Origin of the sequence: Leptobacterium meishanense (assembly GCF_037645805.1) — a bacterium.
Taxonomy (GTDB): Bacteria; Bacteroidota; Bacteroidia; order Flavobacteriales; family Flavobacteriaceae; genus Leptobacterium_A; species Leptobacterium_A meishanense.
This window is the reverse complement of sequence record NZ_JBBEXE010000002.1, coordinates 297,266-321,477: the sequence shown is the minus strand read 5'-3', so window position 1 is coordinate 321,477 and position 24,212 is coordinate 297,266. Positions and strand designations below refer to the sequence as shown.

The window sequence follows — 24,212 nt, the reverse complement described above, 5'->3', positions numbered from 1 at the left end:
TTTAGCCAATCGAAAAAAGGGAGTAGCTTAATAGCTGCTCCCTTTTATAATTAACACTTATTTGATAGATTAACTCTCTACCTCTTGTGGTGATTCAACAGTAGTCAGATACCGTTCAGCATCCAACGCGGCCATACAACCTGTACCGGCGGCAGTAACTGCTTGTCTGTACTCTTTATCTTGGGCATCACCACTTGCAAAAACACCCGGTTTATTGGTTTTTGTCGACTTCCCTTTAGTAATGATATAACCTGTCTCATCCATATCCAACTGTTCCTTAAAAATATCCGTATTAGGTTTATGGCCAATAGCAATAAACAATCCGGTAATTTTAATCTCCTCTTTCTCACCAGTTTGGTTATTTACCATTCGTAAGCCTTCCACTACCTGATCTCCCAATACCTCATCAACTTCTGTATAATAACGGACTTCCAGATTTGATTTACTGTTTACCCTATGCTGCATTGCTTTAGAAGCACGCATTTCGTCTTTACGTACTAGCATAGTAACTTTATTACAAATATTGGCTAAATAAGTAGCTTCTTCGGCAGCAGTATCACCACCCCCTACAATTGCTACGTCTTGACCCTTATAGAAGAAACCGTCACATACAGCACAAGCAGAAACGCCCCCTCCACGTAAACGTTGTTCACTGGGAAGCCCCAAATACTTAGCACTGGCACCTGTGGCAATGATAATCGTTTGTGCCTCTATCTGTTTTGTATTATCAACCGTTACTTTATGGATTCCCCCAACTGCATCACTCAACGTAACAGCAGTGACCATCCCTATACGTACCTCCGTACCAAAACGCTCTGCTTGCTGTTGCAATTGTACCATCATCGTGGGGCCGTCAATCCCTTCCGGATATCCGGGAAAATTATCAACTTCGGTTGTAGTTGTTAATTGTCCACCCGGTTCCATCCCTGTATATATGACAGGGTTTAAATCAGCCCTGGCAGCATAAATAGCTGCTGTATACCCTGCAGGACCTGAACCAATAATCAAACACTTTATTTTTTCAACTGTATCAGCCATAATAATTCTTTCTATAAATAATTTAATTGTAAAACAAAAGTAGGTTTTTTGATAAAAAGCTTACAAAGTATTTATCAAAAGTTATTATACCGAGATAAAGGAAGGCAATAACAGACCAATCTTAATAAACTATAGATGAGTTAGTTATTATACCTTCTGATTTTTTTTGCGTAAATTTAAGTGTTTGTCACACGTTTACAACCAACTAAAAAACATATCATGAAAAATAGTCTTTTCTTTTTAACTATCGCCCTCATCATTTTGTCTTGCAATCAAAAACCAAAAAAAGAAGTAGTCGAAGCAAAAAAAACTTCTTTGGATGGTGTTTGGGAATTAGTTGATCATTACTCTTATACGGATAATGTTATATCAGATACTACAGCATGCATGAATGGATATAGGCAAGTGAAGATATATACTGGTGGAAAAGTTATGTGGTCTCGAAAAGTACCATTAGATTCTACTGAATGGTACGGATATGGATCTTATCAAACAACAGACTCTACCCTAACAGAAACCTTAGAATACGGCTCAGCTTCTATGTTAAAAATTATTGATACCATGCGGGTATTTTCTTTTGATTTAGAACTGGGAGATGATTATTATCGACAGATAAATACGGATGGCATGGGAAATCGCTTATTCTCAGAAAATTACAGACGGATTAAATAACCTTTTCATTTTTTTGAAAATACCCCGCACAGGTTTTAAAACCTGTGCGGGGTATTGATATCATATTATTTTCTTAATTTTAAATGCACACAAACATCTCGTACAAAATGATCCAAAAACTTACACTGCTATCTTGTTTATTAGGTATTACATTGCTCCATTCACAAACTGATTTCCGATTATATAATATCATAGATGCCGTATCTGCAGAAAGGCTGGAATCAGATATTCGCACCTTGGCTAATTTTGGAACACGCCATACCCTAAGCGATACTGTTTCCGATACCCGTGGTATTGGGGCTGCAAGACGATGGATAAAAAAAGAATTTGAAACCATTTCTGGGAATTGCAAGGGTTGTTTGGAAGTATTCTATCAGAAGAACTTCATCAAAAAAGGAGATGGTGCGAGAATTGTAAAAGACGTATGGGTAGTGAATGTAGTGGCTATACAGCGAGGTACTAAATACCCCAACCGATATATCGTTATGAGTGGCGATATTGATTCTAGAGTTTCAGACCCTGTTGACTATACCTCTGATTCGCCGGGGGCCAATGACAATGCCAGTGGTATGGCAGGAACCATAGAAGCTGCCAGGGTACTTTCCCACTATCAATTTGAAAACAGCATTATTTATGTAGGACTTTCAGGAGAAGAACAAGGCTTGTATGGCGGGGCAGGACTCGCACAACATGCAAAAGAGAATGGATGGGATATTATAGGGATCCTTAACAATGACATGATCGGAAATATTGAAGGGGTAGATGGGGTTATAGACAACCAGACATTCCGGATTTTTTCGGAACCCGTACCCCCTACTGAGACAGAACGAGCAAGGAGATTACGTCGTTTCTATGGCGGTGAAGTAGATGGTATTTCACGGCAACTGGCACGTTATGTACATAGGCAAGTATCCACTTATATGCCGGAAATGAGCCCTATGCTCATTTATCGTTTAGACCGGTTTGGGCGTGGCGGGCATCACCGTCCATTCAACGACCTGGGATACGCAGGCATCCGGATTATGGAGGCACATGAAAACTATAATCGGCAACATCAAGATATCCGTGTAGAAAATGGTATTAAGTATGGTGATGTCATAGAAGGTGTTAATTTTGAGTATGCCAAGAAGCTTACCGCTGTCAATGCGATTAATTTAGCAAGCATTGCTTGGGCACCACCTCCACCCCAAGAAGTTGAAATAGGTGGTATTGTAGAACCTTCTACAAAATTACGATGGAAAAAACCAGAGAGCGACAATATTGTAGGGTATAAAGTTTACTGGCGGTTAACTACTTCCCCTCAATGGGAACACAGCCGATTTGTAGGCGATGTAGATAATTATACATTAGATGGAATTGTAATTGACAATTTTTATTTTGGTGTAGCCGCTGTTGGTAAAAATGGCCATGAAAGTCTAGTAGTATTCCCTTCGGGAACTTATAGATAATTAAAGAGCTAACAATTGTTTGTTAATTGCTTTTACCAATGCCGGGCCTTCATAGATAAACCCGGTATAAAGCTGTATCAGGTCAGCACCTGCTTCTAATTTTTCCAGGGCATCTTCCACACTATGGATTCCCCCTACACCAATAATCGGGAATGCTTTATTGCTCTTCTCTGCTAAAAACCGGATTACTTCCGTGCTTCGCTTGCTTAAAGGCTTTCCACTCAACCCTCCGGTTTCCTCAACTAAACGGCTCGGAGATCTCAAATCTTTGCGGTCAATTGTCGTATTGGTAGCAATCACCCCGGCTATTTTTGTGGTTTTTATAATTTCTATGATATCCAAAAGCTGTTCCTCATTCAAATCCGGAGCAATTTTTAGCAGTATGGGTTTTTGTTTAGGTTTCGCCGCATTTTGCTCTTGTAACGTGTTTAATAACGCTGTTAACGGTTCTTTGTCCTGAAGTGCCCGTAAATTGGGCGTATTGGGAGAGCTTACATTGACTACAAAGTAATCTACATATGTATATAAAGTATCAAAACATAATTTATAATCTTCAATAGCAGCTTCATTGGGGGTCGTCTTATTTTTTCCAATATTCCCACCAACAAGAACACCTTTGTTTTTTTTGAGCCGTTCCACCGCTTTTGCTACTCCTTCATTGTTAAAACCCATCCGGTTAATGATTGCCTGGTCTTTTTTTAACCGGAACAATCGTTTTTTAGGGTTTCCGGATTGTGGTTTAGGGGTTAACGTTCCTATTTCAATAAAACCAAACCCAAAACAAGACAATTCATTATACAATTTGGCATCCTTATCAAAACCGGCAGCCAGGCCTACTGGGTTTTTAAAAGTCAATCCGAACACCTTTCGTTCCAATCGTTTATCATCAATAGTATATGTTTTTTTAATAATTCCTGAAAGGAAGGGACTATTACATACAAAACGGATCAAAGAAAACGTAAAATGGTGTACCCGCTCAGGGTCAAATAAAAAAAGAAGAGGTCGGATGATGAACTTATACATGCAAGATTATTTGTGCAAAAATAGCGTTAATTAAAAAATAGCACAATGGAAACCCGGAACAATTATATATAGTATTTTTGATAAAAAAAGATACTCATGCAGGACATTATAGACCGTTTTATCAGGTATGTAAAAATAGATACCCAATCTGACCCTAACTCAAAATCAATTCCCAGTACTAAAAAGCAATGGGATTTGGCCCATAAACTGGTACTCGACCTTATGGAAATAGGCATGCAAGAAGTAACCATAGATGATAAAGCTTATATTATGGCCACGCTTCCTTCGAATGTAAAACACAAAGTTCCGGTCATTGGTTTTATTTCGCATTTTGATACTACCCCCGATTATACCGGAACCAATGTAAAGCCGCAAATAATTTCTGACTACGATGGTAAAGACATTGTTTTAAACAAAAAAAAAGGAATGGTTTTATCGCCTGATTATTTTGAAGATTTAAAACTGTACGAAGGGCAAACGCTTATTACCACCGATGGTACTACGTTGTTAGGGGCCGATGATAAAGCGGGTATTACAGAAATTATTGAAGCAATGAAATACCTCATCCAACACCCGGAGGTAAAACATGGAAAAATACGGATTGCTTTTACGCCTGATGAAGAAATTGGGCGTGGAGCACATCATTTTGATGTAAAAAAATTTGGTGCCGACTGGGCGTATACAATGGATGGAAGCCGCGTAGGCGAACTGGAATATGAAAATTTTAATGCAGCCGGTATAACCATTACCATTAAAGGAAAAAGTGTGCATCCCGGATATGCCAAAGGGAAAATGGTCAATGCTATTTTAATTCTTAATGAATTCCTCAATACAGTCCCCGGAGAGGAAGTCCCACAACTCACAGAGGGCAAGCAAGGGTTCTTCCATTTTTATAAAACAGAAGGTGGTGTGGAAAAAGTAACTCTTGAAGGCATTATACGCGATCATGACCACAATGCTTTTGAAGCACGAAAAAAGCTAATGTTGCACATTGTAGATGAACTCAATAAAAAATATCCCGGTGCATTGCATGCAGAAATCGAAGACCAGTATTACAATATGCGCGAAAAAATAGCCCCTGTTTTTCACATTGTAGAAACAGCCAAAAAAGCCATGAAAGATTTAGGCATCAAACCTATCATCAAACCAATACGGGGTGGTACTGATGGTTCTCAGCTTTCGTATATGGGCCTACCCTGCCCCAATATTTTTGCCGGAGGGCACAATTTTCATGGCCCTTATGAATATGTGCCTGTGGAAAGCATGGAAAAAGCCATCAAGGTGATTGTGCGGATTTGTGAATTGACTGCTGAAAATGCAACAAAATAACTATTCAAAATCATGAAGTCTTATAAAACGGTAGCCAATTTCATTAAAGAACATGAACAATGGGAAGCTGAACTGATACTTCTCAGAGGTATTTTAAAAACACTGGGCATGAATGAAACTATCAAATGGGGAGCTCCGGTTTATACTATAGATGGTAAAAATATTGTAGGGTTGGGTGCATTTAAATCATATGTGGGATTGTGGTTTTTTCAAGGAGCCTTGCTAAAAGATGAGAAAAAGGTTTTAGTTAACGCACAAGAAGGAAAAACTGTTGCGATGCGGCAATTGCGATATAATTCTATAACAGCCATTGATGAAAGCTTAGTAAAAAACTATGTGTTAGAGGCTATTCAAAACCAAAAGAAAGGACGGGAAATAAAACCAGTTAAAAACAAACCACTCACCATCCCCGGGATTTTAAAAGCAGGTTTTATAAAACAACCAGAGTTGGAAGCGTATTTCAATAAGTATACACTTTCAAAAAAACGGGAGTTTGTTGAATATATAGGAAGTGCTAAACGTGAAAGCACTCAAAAAACAAGGCTCAAAAAAATAATTCCTATGATTTTACAAGGTATCGGGTTAAATGATAAATACCGGTAATTTTCAGTATTTAGGCAATTTCCAATTATTATGATAATCGTTTTTTCAATGTCAGCAGATTGTTTTCTCAGTACCGAATCGTCTACATCACAAAATGCTATGATATTTGTTTCGCTATTTTTACATAGATACAAAGTCGGCAAAACCCCATCCCTTTACAGCTTATGAGGCCTAAATTGATAGGTTATTGGGGCCAATATAGTTTCGGGTTTGTGCTAAAAGTTCTATGGGAAAGAGCATGGAACCTGCTGTTCTTTATAAACACTCTTCTGCTCGTATCCATCATGTTTTTTATCTATTAGTTTCTCTATAGCTATAAAATATTGTTGTATAAAAAACACCCTGCAGCAACAGGGTGTTTTCGTAAATTATGGAATATGTTTTTAAGCGTTATTTCTTAGGAGCATTGAGTTTACTTGACATTTCCATAGAAATGGCAGAGCGTTCAAATTTTATTTTCCCTGCGGATGTTTCGATAATACAAGTACTATCATCTCCCAATTCTAATACTTTTCCGTGCATCCCACTCTTTGTAATAACCCGGTCTCCTTTTTTGAGTTCGCTTGCAAATTTCTTTTCTTGTTTTTGTTTTTTTACTTGTGGGCGGATCATAAAAAAATAAATGACCACAAACATCAATAAAAAAGGTGCTAATGAATTTAGTGTTTCCATCTACAGTTTTATTGTTGTTTTACAATAGGCGTTGCAGTACCGTCTTTAGCATTTACAAATGCTTTAATGGTAAGGTATTCTGTGCCTTTTTGAGTGTTAGCAGTAACTGTAACGGTCTTTGTTACTTGATTTTTTCCAGAGCCATTGAATTTTACTAATAATTCACCTGTTTCTCCCGGAGCAATTGGTTTATCTTTAGGGTAACTTGGCACGGTGCAACCACAACTACTAGTAGCATTGGTAATAATAAGTGGTGCATTTCCTGTGTTCGTAAACCTAAAAACAGTTTCTACAGGTGTCCCGGCTTCAATGGTTCCAAAGTCATAGTCCCTTGTCTCAAAATCCATTATAGGTAACTTTCCGGCGGCATTATCGCGTTCAGCAGCTACTTCTACATTTTCTGATTTCACTTTGCTTGATGCGTCATTTTTTTTGCAGGACACAAAAAGCCCCAATGTTACTATTCCTAAAATTAAAGCTGTCTTTCTCATTACTGTTTTCTTTATTTTTTATCTAATTAATTAATTTGGAGCTAAAAATACTAATATTTTTTTTACATCAATCCCCTGCCTGTCTTATTTAACGTATTTTTAGATTGGTATTCTTTTACCAGTTTATCTAATATACCATTTATAAAAAGGCTACTTTTAGGGGTTGAATATTCCTTTGCTATCTCAAGGTATTCATTAATGGTGACTTTGACAGGGATAGAGGGAAATTTATGCAGTTCACATATAGCCATTTTTAATAGTATAGCATCCATTTCAGTAATACGATCAGTATCCCAATTAGGTGTCTTTCCTGTGATTTCTTTTTGAAAAAGCGCATTATTTAAAATTGTTTTCCTGAAAAGTACCATAGCAAATTCCTTGTCATCTTCATCTTTAAATAATTTAGGGAACATATGTTTTTCATTCGATGTTGGCTTGAGCTTTCTCAGTATTTTAACTAATAGTGTATTTACCGAAGGAAGGTCATCTACCCATGTAAGTTTATAGTCTTCAATGAAGTCGTATAACTTTTCATTTGTTGCAACAATGGTTTTATATGCCTCTATGACAAACGTTTTGTCTTCTGAGAAGGTATTTCTTTTATCAACCATATATTTTTTGTAATCAGTACTGTTGATAATGTCTTTGTATATTATGTTTACATATTCTTCTTCTAATTCCCAGTTTATTAGCTTATATTTTTTTGAAATTTCCTGAAGTTCATTGTTATTTTTCAAATATTGAAATACTTGGTTTTCAATAAGCCTTCTATTTGGATTCTTTTCTTCTTCTGTTGCCAGGTATTTTTTCTGAGAGATCACGAGTTGTTCTTCTGCTTTCTTGTGAATAGCTACCAATAAATTAAGTAATGTAATGTATAGGCTGTACATATCATTCATGCTAAGCAGCAAAAACTTTTCTTCTTTATCGAGATCTGTATTATGTGACTGTACTAATGCATAAATAGATTGCATTACTTTTACTCGTATATGTCGCCTTGTTAACATGAAAGAACATAAAATTAAAAGGCGAAAGAATTTCTTTCGCCTCACAAAAATACTATTATTTGCAAATAATTACTTTGTATTTTCCATTTTTCTTGCAGCAATCCTAGCTTGAGCTATGTTTAATGCTGACTCGTGTGTAGAACAATCGCTTGCTTTCGAATGGTTAAAAATCTCTAGTGTTGTCTTGTATATATTTTCTGTTTTACGCATGATTTCTGCCTTGTCATAACCTTCTAATTCCGCATAGACGTTAATAATACCTCCGGCATTTATCAAGAAATCAGGCGCATAAGCAATCCCTTTTTCTTTAAGTAATCTCCCATGCTTTATCTCATCTGCTAATTGGTTGTTTGCAGCCCCAGCAATCACTTTTGCTTTTATTTTATTTATCGTTGTATCATTTATAGTGGCCCCTAATGCACACGGTGCATATATATCAACATCTGCGCTATATAAATCGTCTCCTACAAATACAGAAGCCCCATATTTTTTACTCACCAATTGTAATCTTTCTTCATTGATGTCTGTTATAAAAACATTTGCCCCTTCATTAACCAAATAATCTACTAGTGTTTCCCCTACATGTCCGATTCCTTGGACCATTACTTTTTTTCCTTCCAAATTATCATCGCCAAATTGGTATTTAGCTGCTGCTTTCATTCCCATAAAAACACCATAAGCAGTAATAGGAGAAGGGTTTCCTGCACCTCCTTTTTCTTCTGATATTCCGGTTACATATGGAGTTATGCTCCTTACTAAATCCATATCAGAAGTTTCCATACCTACATCTTCAGCAGTAATGTACTTGCCACTTAAGGAGTGTACAAATTCTGCAAACTTTTTCATAAGTGCAGGGGTCTTTTGCGTTTTGGCATTTCCTATAATGACTGCTTTTCCACCCCCTAAGTTCAACCCTGTTATGGCCGACTTATAAGTCATCCCACGTGAAAGGCGGAGTACATCGTTCAATGCCTCCCATTCACTATTGTATTGCCACATACGTGTACCTCCTAATGCAGGGCCAAGTGTCGTATTATGAATACCTATTATTGCTTTTAAACCTGTATCTTTGTCGTTGCAAAAAACAACTTGTTCATGATTATCAAAAGATAGTTGCCCAAACACAGGAGCCATATGTTTGATTTCTTCGGGTTGTATTAGTTTTGAATTCATTTAATTGTTCGAATTATCGATTTAGTAAAAAATCGATGCAAATTTAATCAAATATTTAATTTGAAACTCAAAATTGGGTTTATTATTGTCATATTTATAATATAAATTATCTGTAGTAGTATAATGCGTGCACTAAAACACTTGAACAAATATTTTATAAAGTACAAATATAAACTTTTGATAGGTGTCATTATTACTATCATTGCCCGTATCTTTTCGCTAGTTGTACCTCCTTATGTAAGAAATTCTTTCACTGCCGTTGAAAATTATTTAAAGAGCGACACCCGAAATTTAGAATTGGTAAAAGCACAGCTTCTAGAATATATTGTTATTATTATAGGGTCTGCAATTCTATCAGGCTTTTTTACTTTTTTAATGCGCCAGACTATTATAAATGTGTCCAGGTATATTGAGTTTGATCTTAAAAATGAGATTTTTAAACATTATGAAAAACTTTCTTTAAATTTTTATAAAAAGAATAGGACAGGTGATCTTATGAACCGTATCAGTGAAGATGTTGGTCAGGTTCGTATGTATGCAGGGCCTGCAATCATGTACAGCATCCAAACTTTTACACTTTTTGCTTCCGTTATACCGCTTATGTTTTACTCCTCTTCTACCATGGCGCTATATACGTTATTGCCTTTACCGGTTTTGTCCTATTTGATCTACCGGATAAGCCGGATCATTCATAAAAAGAGTACTATTGTCCAGGAATATCTTTCAAAGCTGTCTACTTTTACACAAGAGTCCTTTTCCGGGATTTCCGTTATAAAAGCCTATGGTATAGAGCCTCGTATCAATACGGAATTAAGTGCTTTAGCTAATGAAGGGAAAATTAAAAGCATGAACCTTGTGAGGGTAAATGCATGGTTTTTCCCTATGATGATCTTGCTTATTGGATTGAGCAACCTTTTTGTTATTTATATAGGAGGGCAACAATATATTAATGGTAATATTGAATCTATAGGGATCATTGCCGAGTTTATTATTTATGTGAACATGCTCACTTGGCCGGTAGCAACTGTTGGATGGGTTACCTCTATTGTACAGCGGGCAGAAGCTTCTCAAAAAAGAATTAATGAGTTTTTGAGTACCGAACCTGAAATAACTAATCAAACCAACCAACTTACCCCCATTGAAGGAAAGATTGAATTTAAGAATGTTTCTTTTACTTATGAAGATACAAACATTACTGCCATTAAAAATATGTCTTTCACCATAAACAAAGGAGAAACTGTTGCTATCATTGGCAAAACAGGTTCTGGCAAATCGACTATTTTAGATTTAATTGGTCGTATGTACAATGTTTCTGCCGGGCAAATATTAATCGATAATAAACCGATAGAACAGTTAAACCTGTATAATCTAAGAAATGTAATCGGTGCAGTTCCGCAAGACGCTTTTCTTTTTTCTGATACCATTAAGAACAATATCAAGTTTGGCAAGGAAGATGCCACAGATCAAGAAATTATAGCTGTTGCAAAAAAAGCAGCCGTCCATAAAAACATTATGGAGTTTAGTAAAAAATATGATACTATTCTTGGAGAACGAGGCATCACACTCAGCGGTGGCCAGAAACAGCGTGTTTCTATAGCCAGGGCACTTATAAAAGACCCTAAAATATTTTTATTTGATGATTGCCTATCTGCTGTAGACACTGAAACAGAAGAAAAAATACTTAAAAACTTAAAGAAGGTATCTCAACAAAAAACAACTATCATTGTAAGCCATCGAATTTCTTCAGCAAAAAACGTGGACAAGATTTTTGTTTTAGAGGATGGAAAGATTATACAACAAGGCACTCACAGTGAGTTAATAGGCATAAAAGGTTACTATAAAGAACTCTATCTTAGCCAACTGTCAGAAAAAGATTTTTAAAATTAGTTGTTTCATTTAGTTTTTTTTCACATTTTTGATTTCACAATTAATGAATCAACTATTAAAATTAAGAAAGAGGGATTATGGCAGACAAAGATCTATTAGAACAAGAAGATATCTTCTCTAAGGTACTTAGAGCAGGTAGAAGAACGTATTTTTTTGATGTGAGGGCCACAAAAGCCGGAGATTATTACTTAACCATTACCGAAAGTAAAAAATTTACTCACGATGATGGCTCCTATCATTACAAAAAACACAAAATATACCTTTACAAGGAGGATTTCGAACCTTTTAAGGAGATATTAGAAGAAACTACTGAATACATTGTTGATGAAAAAGGGGAGGAAGTAATCTCTGAAAGACATCAAAAAGATTTTAAAAAAGAAAATGACTCGGAACAAAACGGTGAAACCTCATCAGAAAACTTTACCGATATTAGTTTTGATGACATATAATTTTTTTAAACACAGCTAACTCAAACATTACCGTTTCATCAATGAAACGGTTTTTTTTATATTTACAGTTCAAGTAAAATAACTCCTATGAAAAAAACTTTCCTTGCATTTATTGGCATCATTAGCTTTCAATTTTCATTATCTCAAGAAAAAGCAACTTTAGATTACTACTTGCCACAAGACATTACTTATAATAAAAATATCCCAACTCCAAAAGACATTGTCGGGCATGAAGTAGGCGAATGGCATATCACACATGATAAGCTTGTTGCTTACATGGGAGTGCTTGCACAATTATCTGACCGGATCACTATAGAAAATAGAGGAACTACCTACGAAGGGAGGCCTATACTCTTGTTGACCATTACAAGCCCGGAAAACCATCGAAATATTCAATCGATAAGAGACCGGCACATTCAACTTACAGAACCGGAAAGCAGTGCCATAAACACAGAAGATATGCCTATTGTGGTTTATCAAGGTTTTTCAATCCACGGTAATGAACCAAGTGGTTCCAATGCCAGTATGGCTCTTGCTTATTATTTAGCCGCTGCACAGGGTCCTGAGATTGATGAGCTTCTAAAAAATACTATTATTTTACTAGACCCTTCTTTTAATCCTGACGGTTTGCAACGATTTGCATACTGGGCCAATACCAATCGCAGCCACAACTTAAATCCTGATAATAATGACCGGGAATACCATGAGGTATGGCCCGGAGGGCGCACCAATCATTATTGGTTTGACATGAACCGAGATTGGTTACCAGTACAGTTACCCGAGAGCAGGGCACGCATTGCATCCTTTCATAAATGGTTGCCAAATATTCTTACAGACCATCATGAAATGGGTACCAATGCTACATTTTTTTTCCAACCGGGCGTGCCGGAACGCACCCATCCTCTAACACCTAATAAGAACCAACAATTAACTGAAGAAATTGCACAATTTCATGTAAAAGCATTAAATAATATTGGTTCCCTATATTATTCAGGAGAAGGTTTTGATGATTATTATTATGGCAAAGGCTCCACCTTTCCTGATATTAATGGAAGCATCGGTATATTATTTGAGCAAGCCAGTTCTAGAGGGCATATTCAAGAAAGCAATAATGGCACTCTTACCTTCCCTTTTACTATAAGAAACCAGTTTACTGCAGCGCTTTCTACCTTAGAAGCCGCAAAAAATATGCGCGTTAAACTTTTAAATTATCAACGTGATTTTTATACTAGTGTACGGTCCCAAAACACTAAAAATAAAGTAAAAGCCATTGTCTTTGGCGATGAAAAGGATGCGGCAAGAGTACACCATCTAGCAGAAATTTTGCAACGGCACAAAATTGCATTTCATGAAATAAAGAATGATTTTTCAGTAAACGGGAAAAATTACAGGAAAGGACATAGCTATATCGTCCCTATGGATCAAAAAAACAGCACCCTTGTAAAAGCGATGTTTGAAAAACGTACTACTTTTAAAGACAGCCTCTTTTATGATGTGTCAGCATGGACGTTCCCATTAGCTTTTAATCTTAATTATGACGAGTTAAATACTTTAAATAATACTGCTGAAAAAATAACCGACCTTAAATTCAATAATGGCAGTGTTACTCGAAAAAGCAACTATGCCTACCTTTTTGAATGGCATGAATATTATACCCCAAAAGCACTTTATAAAATATTAAACAAAGGCATTCGGGCAAAAGCAGGGCTAACTCCTTTCACTTTAGAAGGCAGGGCCTATGACTATGGTACTATTATGGTCCCTGTTCAAAATCAAAAGCTAAATCCGGATGATTTGTATGCTTTTCTACAGAAAGTAGCTCAAGAGAGCCACATCACCATACATGCTGTATCTACCGGTTATGCGCAAGGAATTGACCTGGGAAGTAACGACTTTATTAAAATAGACACCCCAAAAGTTGCTTTATTGGTAGGAAATGGTGTTCGGTCATACGATGCAGGTGAAATATGGCATGTATTCGATCAACGTTACCAAATGCCTATCACCAAATTAGATACCGATTATTTTAATAGGATTGATCTTAGCAAATATACTACCATTATTATCCCCAGCTCTTCCGGAAATACACTAGATGAACGTGGCAAAAAGAAATTGCAAGAGTGGGTAAAAGAAGGTGGAACACTCATAGGGTATCGAAATACTGTAAATTGGTTAAAAAGTAGTGGTTTTGTAGATTTGGATTTCAAAAAGACGGAACTTACTGCAAAAAATATTTCTTTTGAACACCGCCAAAAATTTCGAGGGGCTCAGGTAACAGGCGGAGCTATTTTCAATGCCAAAATAGATCGCTCCCATCCTATCAATTTTGGGTATTCTTCTGATAATATCCCATTATTCAGAAATTCAAATATCTATATTGAACCTAGTAAAAACAGCTACAACAATCCCATAATTTACACTGAAAATCCTTTACTAAGTGGCTATATTTCTGAAGAAAACTTAGCACAATTAAAAAACACGGTTCCTTTTCAAGTTCAACGAATGGGACGTGGAAACGTTGCTGTTTTTACAGATAACACCAACTTCAGGGCATTTTGGTATGGAACGAATAAACTATTAATGAATACTGTATTTTTCTCAAAAATGATGCGATAATGGTACACTACTCATATAAAATAACAACACTGGTTCTTTTTCTTTTTATAATTAGTTGTAAATCAGAAAAAAAAGATACTAATAAGACAGTGCTAACGGATCCAAATAAAGATACTGTAGCACATGCTCATGAGAAAAAAATAGCTGTCCAAGAAAAAAACACATGGAATACCGAAACGACTATTGGAGAAGGCATTGTATGGCGGCAAGAAAAAGATGGGGTTGAAAATACATGGGAAAAAGTAGAAATAACGAATATTTTTGGTTTTGAAAAAGCTCCTAAAACAGGAGAAACTATTCAAGTGATACCGTTGACCCATGCATTGCCTGTCCTCCAACTAGCCATTTTAAAAATAACCCCTCGTGACGACCTAGAAGCCGGAACACCTCAATGGTATGAAATTGAAGTTGAAGAAGTCATGGAACAAACCTATTTTGACTTCGAAGGTCCTCAGGAACGTTCTAATGAATTCCCGATAGATGTTATTGTAATTCATCCCATACAAAAAGGGGTAAAGTATCTGGAAGTTGACAAAATTAAACCCATTGACCTTCCGAAAGATATAAACAAAAAAATCATCAAAGGCGCTATTGATATAAACAATGACAATGTACCGGATGCTTTGGTGTGCGAATTTTGTTGTGAAGACTATGCTACTGCCCAAAACTGTGAATACTATTGTGGCAAAACCTATATTAAAGTCAATGGTAAGTGGGAAGTCATTAGAAGTTCCAGACCGTTATAATAAAAATAGATTAGCGGACTTGCATACCATTGGGCACCTTTTCTTCAGGATGGAGCAATAGTACATCATCTCCTTCAACAGCACCTAATACCAAACATTCACTCACAAAATTGGCTATCTGTTTCTTTGGAAAGTTAATTATTGCTATAATTTGTTTATGCAGTAAATCTTCTTTTGTATAGCGCTTGGTTATTTGGGCAGAAGATTTTCGAACCCCTATTTCTTTTCCAAAATCAATCGTCAATTGATAAGCAGGCTTCCGGGCTTTAGGAAAATCATTCACCTCAGCAACAGTTCCTACCCGTATATCTACTTTTTCAAAATCGTCCCAATTAATCTCCATAATATGGTTAACGTATGTTTAATTTTTTCAATATTTCTAATGGAATACTTGTTGCGTATGCCCCATATGCATCCAGCAACAATCCTTTTTTTCCTGTATTGGTCTCAATCACATATAAAACCATATTGTCCCCCGGATATGTATTCCCTTCAAACCGATAAAATTTTACCACATTAAATTGGGCCTCAGAAAAATCCTTGGTCTTCATATGAAGGTTAAAATCTTCTATGTATCCTTGAGATTGCAAATCATTAATCGCTTCCACAAGTGTTTCATAAGACCGCTTCATAATTTATTCATTGGTATCATAAATTTAAGTATCCTGATAATCTTAAGCAAATAACCTTTACCATATACTATACTAAGATTTTCTAAATAAATTATCCAACACCCAAGCCGGACCTATAAGCAGAAATTGCAAGTCTTTTAAAAAAGATGGTTTCTTTCCTTCTATTTTATGGCCATAAAACTGTCCAACCCATGCTACCACAAAAATGCCCAATGATATTGCCCATAGTGGTAAATACAAACTTATTTGGTAATTTAAGAAAACACATAATGCAGCAAAAAATACTATCTTAAAAGCCATTGACAACGATAGCCTAACATAAAAAAACAACACTAGCATAAGCACTGCTGTCGCCCAATTTTCAATAAACGGGTTTTGAAATGGTAATACGTTTTCAATAAACCCTGTTGGAATACTCATTAACAGGCCTACGATAGAAAAGAAGATAGCCGGCACACAAATGTAATGAATTGCTTTATTGGTTTTATTTTGATGGCTCACCGAATATTCATCAAACCATTGTTCAAGTGTCTTCATAAAATAATTGTTTTTTACATGTTCAATTTACAATATTTTTATATTTTACCTCTTTATAAACAAGTTAATACATAAAACATGGCACGTACAGAAAGTAATATGCTAGCACTTGGAACATCAGCACCTGATTTTAATTTATATGATACTGTTACGGATACCACAGTGAGTTTACAACAAGCCAAAGGGGAGACCGGCACTGTTGTTATGTTTATTTGTAACCATTGTCCTTTTGTAAAACATGTAAATGCTGAAGTTGCAAAATTGGCAAAAATGTACACTTCAAAAGGGATTGGTTTTGTGGCCATCTCTAGTAACGATATTATTAACTACCCTGAAGATGCTCCTGATTTAATGAAGCAAAATGCCATAGAGCAGGGCTTTAAATTTCCATATCTATATGACGAAACACAGGAGGTGGCCAAAGCATATAATGCAGCTTGCACACCCGATTTTTATGTGTTTGATAAAAAATTGACCCTTGTTTACAGAGGCCAACTGGATGATTCCAGACCAGGAAATGGGCTTCCAGTAACCGGAAAAGACATACGTGCCGTATTAGAGGCCATTCTGAACAACCAACCCATTCCCCAAAACCAAAAACCAAGTATTGGATGCAATATCAAATGGAAATCCTAAAATATCTCTATGAAAGTAAGCAAAGAGAAAGCTATCGCAGCATTAAAGGCAGAAGGAACACTTTATACCACACTTTTTGAACATGGTTCAATGTCTGTTGAAATATACAAACCGGATACTGTTGATTTTCAAAAGCCACATGACAAAGACGAAGTCTATATTATTATATCTGGCAGCGGGACTTTTTATAATAATGGAAAAACAGCTACTTTTCAAAAAGGGGACATGCTTTTTGTAAAAGCAGGAAAGGAACACCGGTTTGAAAACTTTACAGATGATTTCCTTACCTGGGTTATTTTTTATGGCCCAAAAGGAGGTGAATAGATTGTTTTTATTTTACCTCCATTAATTCTACATCAAAAACAAGTGTAGCATCAGGCGGGATTACCCCTCCTGCCCCTTGGCTTCCATAGGCCAAATGTGAGGGAATCACAAAACGGGCCTTATCACCTACTTTCAGAAGTTGAATGCCTTCATCCCATCCGGGTATTACCTGTCCTATCCCTAAAGTAAAATCAATAGGCTGATCTCGCTTGTACGAAGAATCAAAAACAGCTCCGTTTACTAATTGTCCAGTGTAATGTACAGATACCGTCTTGCCTTTTTCTGCTTGTATTCCGTTTCCTTTTTCGGTGATTTGATATCGTAACCCGCTTGCTGTTTTATCAAACCCTTCAGAAAGCTTTTCAAGAATTGCTGCTGCTTTCTTTTTCTCATCTGCCAATCGTTTCTCTTTGCTAGCTTCAAAAGATTGAAAAGCTTCAACGGCATTCCAATTTTCAGCCTCAGTACCTACACGTACAATCGAAATTTGTTTGATAATATCTCCTTGTTGTATTGCATCCACTACTTCTTGCCCGCTTTCCACAAAACCAAAAACGGTGTGTTTATCATCCAACCATGGAGTTGCTGTATGTGTTATAAAAAATTGGCTCCCATTAGTCCTTGGCCCTGCATTGGCCATCGATAATATTCCGGGACCTGTATGACGGAGTTCAGAATCAAACTCATCATCAAATTGATAACCGGGTCCCCCAACACCTGTTCCTTGAGGGCATCCACCTTGTATCATAAAATCCGGAATAACCCTGTGAAATGTCAATCCATCGTAATATGGTTCTCCTTTAGGTTTCACCTCATTAGTTAGTGCCCCTTCTGCCAACCCTACAAAGTTGCCCACAGTACCGGGAGTTTTATCATGTGTAAGTTTTATAATTATTTCTCCTTTTGAAGTATCAAGTTTTGCGTAAATACCTTCTTGCATAATTCGTTATTTTTATATGATCGGCAAAGGTAATGATTTGATACTCCATAAACGAATTCCCATTTGTTCAATCTTATAGCATGTCATTAGAATTATTTATCTTTGATAATCAATTGTTTACATATACCACAACCTACTAATATTAACAAATATGACTCCTGAAGATAAAGAGATTAAACTCCTACGCCTCAATTATACACAACAAATTGCCGAAAACTATAATGAAACAGGGCAAAAAGTAAGTGAATTACTCCAACAACTTACCAAAGAAAACCTAAAGCATGAAACCATTATTGATGAGTTTTTAGATTTTGCTAACCAAGTTGTCTCTAAACTGAATAAGGAAGAGCAAGTACAAATTAATGACTTTGTTAAGAGGGTTACCGAACTCCGCATAACTGCCAATAATGGTGTGAAAATGCTTGTTCAGTTATTGAATGACCAAAACGAGCTTACTAAAGACAGTACCGAGACACTTAAAAAACTTCTGGAAGAAGGTATGTAAATGGCTTAACGAACGGTTCCGTATTTGTCAAATAAATATACTAAACTTGCCATGGTAGCTGCTCCCAGTTCCAATTCCCGTTTATTAATTGCATCAAATGTATCATTAGCTGCATGGTGGTAATCAAAATACCGTTGCGAATCGGGCCGCAGGCCTGCTAATACAATATTACTACTCTTAAGTGGCCCTATATCAGCACCACTTCCCCCTTTTTCGAAATAATGGATTAGATAAGGTTTAAACAGTGTTTTCCATGATAAAACTTGCTCATAATTTTCATCAGAGCAGTCAAAAGAAAAACCTCGTGGGGTAAACCCTCCTGCATCACTCTCTAAAGCAAATACATGGTCTTCTCCTTTCTGTTTAGCTATTTCTGCATATTTCCTGCCCCCTCTTAAACCATTTTCTTCGTTCATAAATAAGACTACCCGAATCGTCCTTTTGGGTTTATAACCTGTTTTCTTCAGCAATCTCAATACTTCCATGCTTTGTACACAACCTGCCCCATCATCATGAGAGCCATCTCCTAAATCCCAGGAATCCAAATGCCCCCCTATGGTGATGATTTCATCCGGAAATTCGCTTCCTTTTATTTCCCCTATAACATTATACGATTGTACATCCGGTAATTGCTCACACGTTTGCCTAAAATAGAATTTGAGATCAGGGTTCAAGCTCAACATAGAGCTTAGTTTATTGGCACCATTAGTGCTGATAGCTGCTGCCGGTATTCGTTGCGCAGAAGGAAGGTCACCGTAACTCATACTACCTGTATGTGGAAAATCATCTTGCCGTAAATTCATAGACCGGACAATAACACCTACAGCTCCATATTTACCAGCTTCTAGAGCTCCTGAGTAACGCTGATCTACACAACCTCCATACGCTTGAAAGGTATTGATTAAATCAGGTTGCATAGGCCTGTTGTAAAAGACAATTTTTCCCGCTATTTTTTCAACACCTAATTTTTCTAAATCTTGGACTCCTTGTACTTCAATAATAGGCGCCTTTAAACCTCCTCCGGGAGTGGCAACCGACCCTCCAAGTGCACAAACAGGTACATTACTTGTATTGCCTGGCGCAGTTTCTATATAAGCAAATTCCGGAACACCTCTTGTCCATTTCGGTACCATTACCGGCTGTAGCCATACACGATCCAACCCTAAAGAATCTAATTGTGCTTTGGTGTAATTTACTGCTCTTTCTGCATTGATAGACCCAGAAAGCCTTCCTCCTATTTGATTGGATAAATGGTCGAGCCATTCGTAGCTTTTTCCTTCTGTCAAAGATGCATGGTATAGTTCTTTTAACCATTTTTCATCTTCTGTTTGCGCAGAAATAGTATATACACATAATAGGCCTGTAATGATAAGTAGTTTTTTCATAAGTAATTTTTATTCTGATTCTAATTGTTTTTTATATAGTGCTAAGTTTTCTTTTATGTCGTCATCCAATTCTGGTTCTTCAATGTCTTTATATTTTCTAAGTTCTTTGTAGAGAATAGTAGCTACCATTAATCTTGCAGCATTTTTATTGTCGGCTGGGATCACATGCCAAGGAGCATAAGGTTTTGAGGTATGATTGATGGCATCTTCATAACATTTTTGATAGTTGTCCCATAATTTTCGTTCTTTTAAATCGCCGGGAGAGAATTTCCAGTTTTTTTGTTTGAGCGCTATTCTTCTAAGCAATCTCTTTCGTTGTTCTTCTTTTGATAAGTGTAAAAAAAACTTAAATATGATAGTCCCATTCTCAGCAATATGTTTCTCAAAATTATTGATTTGCTCAAAACGTTTTTCCCAAAAATTATTATCAATAGCTGCTATGCTATCGATTCCCGGAATATTTTCATTTATAATGTATTCAGGATGTACACGTGTCACTAATACATTTTCATAGTGTGTTCTGTTAAATATACTAAACTTTCCCCGTTCCGGAAGGGCTATGTAATGCCGCCATAGATAGTCGTGCTTCAACTCCCTTTCCGTAGGCACTTTGAAACTATGCACTACAATGCCCCTTGTGTTAAAATCTTTAAAAACTTCACGGATAAGGCTATCTTTTCCTGAAGTATCCATTCCTTGCAAGCATAATAACACACCATATTTACCATGTGCATACATGGTGTCTTGAAATTTTCCCAGTTTTTTACGTACCGCTTTTAATTCTTCTTCCAGTTTTTCTTCAGAAACTTCTAAATCTACAAAAGTTGGTATGGTGTTTAAACTGATTTTTGTGTCAATTTTATAATCGTCTACATGTATTTTCTTCATGGCATTGCTCCAATAATGTCTAAAGATATGAAGAAAATGAATATTGTGTAACTGATAGCCCCTATCTGAAAAAACTTTTATATATCAAGATAAAATTGTAATATTGTGATGCCCAAATTTTATTAATTAAAACCTAACCTACTATGAAAACGATATTTTCTTTTCTATCGATTTTTGCTATATGCATGTTTGCTAATGCTATTGAGAAAGGTTGTTCTCAAGCACATTCTCCCGCCAGTTATGTACTTTCTCATACAAAAAAGTCATTAGATGCCGATAATTTTGACCACCAACGCTATTATGCAGAAAGAGCACTTGAAGCACTTGAAAAAACCAAGGCAATCATCTCTGAATGTGGCTGTGAAGAAGCTTTAAATGCTATTGCCAAAGGGTATGAAAACCTTACCAAAGCATCCGATCCGGAAGATTGGGACAAAGGGAGGTATTATGTAAAAAAAGCATATGCTGACTCCCAAGATTTGATTAGTTCCTTAGAAGTATGTACTACATTAAACAATAACGGTTTTACATATTCAACCAATTCAGAGTTTTCAGAGTCTAATATTGAAGAACAAGCATTGATAGAACAACAACGTTTGTTGGAAGAGCAACAGCTAAAGCTCATGAAAGAGCAAAAAAAGCTAGAGGAACAATTGGAGGAGCAACGTAAATTAAAGGAGCTGCAAAAATTGAACAGGCAAAAAGAATTACAGCAACAAATAGAGTTAAAAATAAAAGCAGAACAAGCTATCTTAAAATTTGAAAAATCAATTTTAGAAGTCATTAACACCTTGGATTGCAGAGATGCTTATGAACTTATGTATGAAAGTTATGCTAGGACTGAAAAAGCCCTAGAAAATGAGGATTTAAATACTACCAGAAAATTTTATGCTGAGAAAAGCCTACAGATTATAGATAAGGCATTAATCAACTTACAAAACTGCAGCTTACAAAGTCCATGAAAATAAAACCAGGGGTATCTTTATTCTTTTTTCTATTGAGAACCCTAGTTTTATATTAACTTTAATCCAGTACTTTAGCGATGTTTGGTTTAAAATAATTAGGCCCTTTCATCACTTTTCCATCTTCTCTATAAATGGGGTGACCATCCTCTCCTAATTTACTCATATTACTTCGCTGTATTTCTTCAAAAACAGCTTCTATTTTATCTTGCATACCATGTTCCAATATGGTTCCACAAAGAATATAAAGCATATCGCCTAATGCATCTGCAACCTCAACAAGATCGCCTTCCTTAGCTGCTTCCAAATACTCTTCATTTTCTTCTGCCATCAAATTAAACCGCAACTTCAACTTTTCCTCCCCTATATATGCAATTGGTTCATTCTTTATCCCAAGACCAAATGCCTTGTGAAATTCTGCTACTGCATTCAGCTTTTTTTTCATTATTATATTTTAGTTAATTTCGTTTTTTAAAAATATAAATATGTTCAGTAAGGGGCAACTCATTTTTACCATTTTATTTATAATTTCTTTTGTTATTATATTAATCATAAGTTACCAAAAAGATAAAAAGGCACATTTTAAAAATTATAAAGGTATTGTATGGGTACTGGTTGGATTCCTTCTTTTCCTATCAACCTTATTCATTATTAAATATTCTATTAATTAACTAATATTGCCAAGCATTTCATCTGATTTTTATATTGTTTTTCTTAAAGTAAGATTTTATTTCATAAAAAAACATTAAATTTGTGTCGAGTTTTTGACCCCAAAATAATAAAGCAATGGTTATTTTTTTAAGTATTCTCTTAGGCTTAACCGTTTTAAACATACTGTTGTTGGTTTTCAGTGTGAATAAAACTAAAAAGTCTACTAAGAAAAATACTCTGGCAACGATTAACAAGCCAAAAGAGTACCGATCAAAAGAAAAAAAGATTCCACTTCATTCGTATAAAGAGGCTATCTAGACAATAAGTTGTTTGAACTAATTATTCGTTAGTAGTTCTTTTGCTTTTTTAGTAATTTTGATTGGTAATGTCACTATTTTATTGCTTATGATAAAGCATATGATACTGATTTTTATTGGAGGTGGTACAGGAAGTGTACTTCGGTATGTATTTAGTAAAACACTCAATAATTACGGTTTAATTCCCATAGGGACTTTTACTGCTAATGTGATTGGTAGCTTGTTGATAGGAATCATATTAGGATTAAGTTCAAAAAGTGATTTATTAACTACCAACCAAACGTTATTCTTGGCCACAGGTTTTTGTGGAGGTTTGACAACTTTTTCAACATTTGCTTACGAAAATCACACTTTTTTAAAGTCAAATGATTTCTTTCACTTTTTTCTATATAGTGTCTTAACGTTCTCAATTGCACTAATAGCTATATGGGCAGGTTTGTGGTTAGCCAAACAATTGATGTGATTTATCAATTTTTATACGCTTTTACACCTGCTCTGATCGCCACTTCCAATATATTTTCTGAAGGAACTATCGGGCATGAGTATTTTTCATTATATGCACAATATGGATTGTATGCTTTATTAAAGTCAATAACAATTGTATCACTATCAGGAACAGAAAGGTCTATATAGCGTCCTCCCCCATATGTTTCCTCTCCATTCGTTAAATCACTAAAAGGAAGAAATAAATAGTCCTTATATTCTTGAGTGAGTTTTAATTCTTGATTTTGGTAAACGTTGAGTTTTAATTCCTTTCCGTCAATTTTAAAATAAACTTCTCCATATTTTATCTCCACTGTTTTTCTTGAAGTAGTTGTAGGCATCATAAAAGGAAGTTCATTTGGCGTTCTAACAAACTCTGCTATAATATAATATGCTGTGTCCACCGGAAAAAAATCCAACCCTGTAAAATCCTTCTGATCTTTTTTCTTTAAAGGAGAGCTTTCAGGGTTTTTAAATGTTCCATCTAACGCTTTCTGAAAGGTTAAAATATCTTTTATTGTACTTGAATTTATTTTATTTAGCACAACAGGTGCATTACTATGATAGCGTTTCCCTTTATTACATCCAAAAAGTAGTAATCCACATAATAATAGAATATACTTCATCTTTTTTTATTGTGTTTCAAAAATACAACATATAAACTTTTTAAGTAGCTTTGTGCCATAAACAAGGAAAAAATGAATTTAATCACAAGAAAAGAAATTGTCTATCCCGTTTGTAAGCAGAAACAAGTTTGGGCATTCTGTAGTTTAATGTGATTAAATCTCACGATAAAGA

General features: G+C 35.8%; 27 protein-coding genes. 13 read left to right on the top strand and 14 right to left on the bottom strand.

What is annotated here, in order from left to right; all coding sequences use genetic code 11:
- Positions 1 to 69 precede the first annotated feature (69 nt).
- Positions 70 to 1,038, bottom strand: coding sequence for a thioredoxin-disulfide reductase (gene trxB, locus WBG21_RS03685; protein ID WP_340074928.1), 969 nt, complete (start codon positions 1,036 to 1,038; stop codon positions 70 to 72).
- A 219-nt stretch (positions 1,039 to 1,257) separates the two neighbouring features.
- Between trxB and WBG21_RS03680 the strand changes: the two genes are divergently transcribed.
- A complete protein-coding gene (locus WBG21_RS03680) occupies positions 1,258 to 1,710 on the top strand; it encodes a hypothetical protein (protein ID WP_340074926.1) in 453 nt (150 codons plus the stop codon).
- A gap of 107 nt (positions 1,711 to 1,817) precedes the next feature.
- Positions 1,818 to 3,158: a M28 family peptidase gene (locus WBG21_RS03675; protein ID WP_340074924.1), complete on the top strand. Its 1,341-nt coding sequence runs from the start codon at positions 1,818 to 1,820 to the stop codon at positions 3,156 to 3,158.
- Here WBG21_RS03675 and WBG21_RS03670 read toward each other — a convergent pair whose 3' ends face one another.
- Entirely contained in the window at positions 3,159 to 4,181 is a 1,023-nt protein-coding gene (locus WBG21_RS03670) for a quinone-dependent dihydroorotate dehydrogenase (protein WP_340074922.1), read from the bottom strand.
- 96 nt (positions 4,182 to 4,277) lie between these two features.
- On the opposite strand from WBG21_RS03670, the gene pepT reads away from it, so the two are divergent.
- Together pepT and WBG21_RS03660 are read left to right on the top strand one after the other, a co-directional pair.
- Positions 4,278 to 5,510: a peptidase T gene (pepT, locus tag WBG21_RS03665; protein ID WP_340074920.1), complete on the top strand. Its 1,233-nt coding sequence runs from the start codon at positions 4,278 to 4,280 to the stop codon at positions 5,508 to 5,510.
- A gap of 12 nt (positions 5,511 to 5,522) precedes the next feature.
- Positions 5,523 to 6,113 (top strand): YdeI/OmpD-associated family protein, encoded by a 591-nt coding sequence (locus tag WBG21_RS03660; protein WP_340074918.1) that lies wholly within the window; start codon positions 5,523 to 5,525, stop codon positions 6,111 to 6,113.
- A gap of 390 nt (positions 6,114 to 6,503) precedes the next feature.
- Here the strand turns inward: WBG21_RS03660 and yajC are convergent, their stop codons facing one another.
- The 4 genes from yajC to WBG21_RS03640 all read right to left on the bottom strand — a co-directional run bounded on the left by yajC (position 6,504) and on the right by WBG21_RS03640 (position 9,456).
- A complete protein-coding gene (yajC, locus tag WBG21_RS03655) occupies positions 6,504 to 6,785 on the bottom strand; it encodes a preprotein translocase subunit YajC (protein ID WP_340074916.1) in 282 nt (93 codons plus the stop codon).
- An 8-nt stretch (positions 6,786 to 6,793) separates the two neighbouring features.
- Positions 6,794 to 7,276 carry a DUF1573 domain-containing protein gene (locus WBG21_RS03650; protein WP_340074914.1) on the bottom strand — a complete coding sequence of 161 codons (483 nt, stop codon included), beginning with the start codon at positions 7,274 to 7,276 and terminating at the stop codon, positions 6,794 to 6,796.
- A gap of 62 nt (positions 7,277 to 7,338) precedes the next feature.
- Entirely contained in the window at positions 7,339 to 8,283 is a 945-nt protein-coding gene (gene nusB / locus WBG21_RS03645) for a transcription antitermination factor NusB (protein WP_340074912.1), read from the bottom strand.
- 69 nt (positions 8,284 to 8,352) lie between these two features.
- A complete protein-coding gene (locus WBG21_RS03640) occupies positions 8,353 to 9,456 on the bottom strand; it encodes a Leu/Phe/Val dehydrogenase (RefSeq protein ID WP_340074910.1) in 1,104 nt (367 codons plus the stop codon).
- 123 nt (positions 9,457 to 9,579) lie between these two features.
- Here WBG21_RS03640 and WBG21_RS03635 point away from each other — a divergent pair, with 123 nt between their 5' ends.
- The 4 genes from WBG21_RS03635 (at position 9,580) to WBG21_RS03620 (ending at position 15,154) form a co-directional block, all read left to right on the top strand.
- The gene (locus tag WBG21_RS03635) at positions 9,580 to 11,337 is read left to right on the top strand and encodes an ABC transporter ATP-binding protein (RefSeq protein ID WP_340074908.1); all 1,758 of its coding nucleotides are present in this window, start codon (positions 9,580 to 9,582) and stop codon (positions 11,335 to 11,337) included.
- 83 nt (positions 11,338 to 11,420) lie between these two features.
- Positions 11,421 to 11,792: a PUR family DNA/RNA-binding protein gene (locus WBG21_RS03630; RefSeq protein ID WP_340074906.1), complete on the top strand. Its 372-nt coding sequence runs from the start codon at positions 11,421 to 11,423 to the stop codon at positions 11,790 to 11,792.
- Between the two features lie 87 nt (positions 11,793 to 11,879).
- Positions 11,880 to 14,408, top strand: a complete 2,529-nt coding sequence (locus WBG21_RS03625) for a M14 family metallopeptidase (protein ID WP_340074904.1) — start codon at positions 11,880 to 11,882, stop codon at positions 14,406 to 14,408.
- Positions 14,408 to 15,154, top strand: a complete 747-nt coding sequence (locus WBG21_RS03620) for a hypothetical protein (RefSeq protein WP_340074902.1) — start codon at positions 14,408 to 14,410, stop codon at positions 15,152 to 15,154. Before WBG21_RS03625 ends, WBG21_RS03620 begins: the two co-directional genes overlap by 1 nt.
- Before the next feature lie 10 nt (positions 15,155 to 15,164).
- Here the strand turns inward: WBG21_RS03620 and WBG21_RS03615 are convergent, their stop codons facing one another.
- The 3 genes from WBG21_RS03615 to WBG21_RS03605 form a co-directional block, all read right to left on the bottom strand.
- The gene (locus tag WBG21_RS03615; RefSeq protein ID WP_340074900.1) at positions 15,165 to 15,497 is read right to left on the bottom strand and encodes a tRNA-binding protein; all 333 of its coding nucleotides are present in this window, start codon (positions 15,495 to 15,497) and stop codon (positions 15,165 to 15,167) included.
- Between the two features lie 7 nt (positions 15,498 to 15,504).
- On the bottom strand, positions 15,505 to 15,786 hold the full coding sequence (locus WBG21_RS03610) for a phosphoribosylpyrophosphate synthetase (protein ID WP_340074898.1): 282 nt from the start codon (positions 15,784 to 15,786) through the stop codon (positions 15,505 to 15,507).
- A gap of 72 nt (positions 15,787 to 15,858) precedes the next feature.
- Positions 15,859 to 16,323 carry an Mpo1 family 2-hydroxy fatty acid dioxygenase gene (locus WBG21_RS03605; RefSeq protein WP_340074896.1) on the bottom strand — a complete coding sequence of 155 codons (465 nt, stop codon included), beginning with the start codon at positions 16,321 to 16,323 and terminating at the stop codon, positions 15,859 to 15,861.
- A gap of 78 nt (positions 16,324 to 16,401) precedes the next feature.
- On the opposite strand from WBG21_RS03605, the gene WBG21_RS03600 reads away from it, so the two are divergent.
- Both WBG21_RS03600 and WBG21_RS03595 read left to right on the top strand, forming a co-directional pair.
- A complete protein-coding gene (locus WBG21_RS03600) occupies positions 16,402 to 16,959 on the top strand; it encodes a thioredoxin family protein (RefSeq protein WP_340074894.1) in 558 nt (185 codons plus the stop codon).
- A 9-nt stretch (positions 16,960 to 16,968) separates the two neighbouring features.
- Positions 16,969 to 17,283 (top strand): cupin domain-containing protein, encoded by a 315-nt coding sequence (locus tag WBG21_RS03595; RefSeq protein ID WP_340074892.1) that lies wholly within the window; start codon positions 16,969 to 16,971, stop codon positions 17,281 to 17,283.
- Positions 17,284 to 17,290: 7 nt separating this feature from the next.
- On the opposite strand, the gene WBG21_RS03590 is transcribed toward WBG21_RS03595, so the two are convergent.
- On the bottom strand, positions 17,291 to 18,223 hold the full coding sequence (locus WBG21_RS03590; RefSeq protein WP_340074890.1) for a peptidylprolyl isomerase: 933 nt from the start codon (positions 18,221 to 18,223) through the stop codon (positions 17,291 to 17,293).
- Positions 18,224 to 18,374: 151 nt separating this feature from the next.
- Here WBG21_RS03590 and WBG21_RS03585 point away from each other — a divergent pair, with 151 nt between their 5' ends.
- The gene (locus WBG21_RS03585) at positions 18,375 to 18,728 is read left to right on the top strand and encodes a hypothetical protein (RefSeq protein ID WP_340074888.1); all 354 of its coding nucleotides are present in this window, start codon (positions 18,375 to 18,377) and stop codon (positions 18,726 to 18,728) included.
- Between the two features lie 5 nt (positions 18,729 to 18,733).
- Here the strand turns inward: WBG21_RS03585 and WBG21_RS03580 are convergent, their stop codons facing one another.
- Both WBG21_RS03580 and WBG21_RS03575 read right to left on the bottom strand, forming a co-directional pair.
- Positions 18,734 to 20,113, bottom strand: a complete 1,380-nt coding sequence (locus tag WBG21_RS03580) for a M20/M25/M40 family metallo-hydrolase (protein ID WP_340074886.1) — start codon at positions 20,111 to 20,113, stop codon at positions 18,734 to 18,736.
- 9 nt (positions 20,114 to 20,122) lie between these two features.
- On the bottom strand, positions 20,123 to 21,001 hold the full coding sequence (locus tag WBG21_RS03575) for a PPK2 family polyphosphate kinase (protein ID WP_340074884.1): 879 nt from the start codon (positions 20,999 to 21,001) through the stop codon (positions 20,123 to 20,125).
- Between the two features lie 143 nt (positions 21,002 to 21,144).
- Here WBG21_RS03575 and WBG21_RS03570 point away from each other — a divergent pair, with 143 nt between their 5' ends.
- A complete protein-coding gene (locus WBG21_RS03570; RefSeq protein WP_340074882.1) occupies positions 21,145 to 21,963 on the top strand; it encodes a hypothetical protein in 819 nt (272 codons plus the stop codon).
- 61 nt (positions 21,964 to 22,024) lie between these two features.
- Here the strand turns inward: WBG21_RS03570 and WBG21_RS03565 are convergent, their stop codons facing one another.
- Positions 22,025 to 22,408, bottom strand: a complete 384-nt coding sequence (locus WBG21_RS03565; protein WP_340074880.1) for a nucleoside triphosphate pyrophosphohydrolase family protein — start codon at positions 22,406 to 22,408, stop codon at positions 22,025 to 22,027.
- Positions 22,409 to 23,031: 623 nt separating this feature from the next.
- Here WBG21_RS03565 and crcB point away from each other — a divergent pair.
- Positions 23,032 to 23,394 carry a fluoride efflux transporter CrcB gene (crcB, locus tag WBG21_RS03560; protein WP_340074878.1) on the top strand — a complete coding sequence of 121 codons (363 nt, stop codon included), beginning with the start codon at positions 23,032 to 23,034 and terminating at the stop codon, positions 23,392 to 23,394.
- 4 nt (positions 23,395 to 23,398) lie between these two features.
- Here crcB and WBG21_RS03555 read toward each other — a convergent pair whose 3' ends face one another.
- Positions 23,399 to 24,040 carry a DUF1684 domain-containing protein gene (locus WBG21_RS03555; protein WP_340074876.1) on the bottom strand — a complete coding sequence of 214 codons (642 nt, stop codon included), beginning with the start codon at positions 24,038 to 24,040 and terminating at the stop codon, positions 23,399 to 23,401.
- Between the last annotated feature and the right edge of the window lie 172 nt (positions 24,041 to 24,212).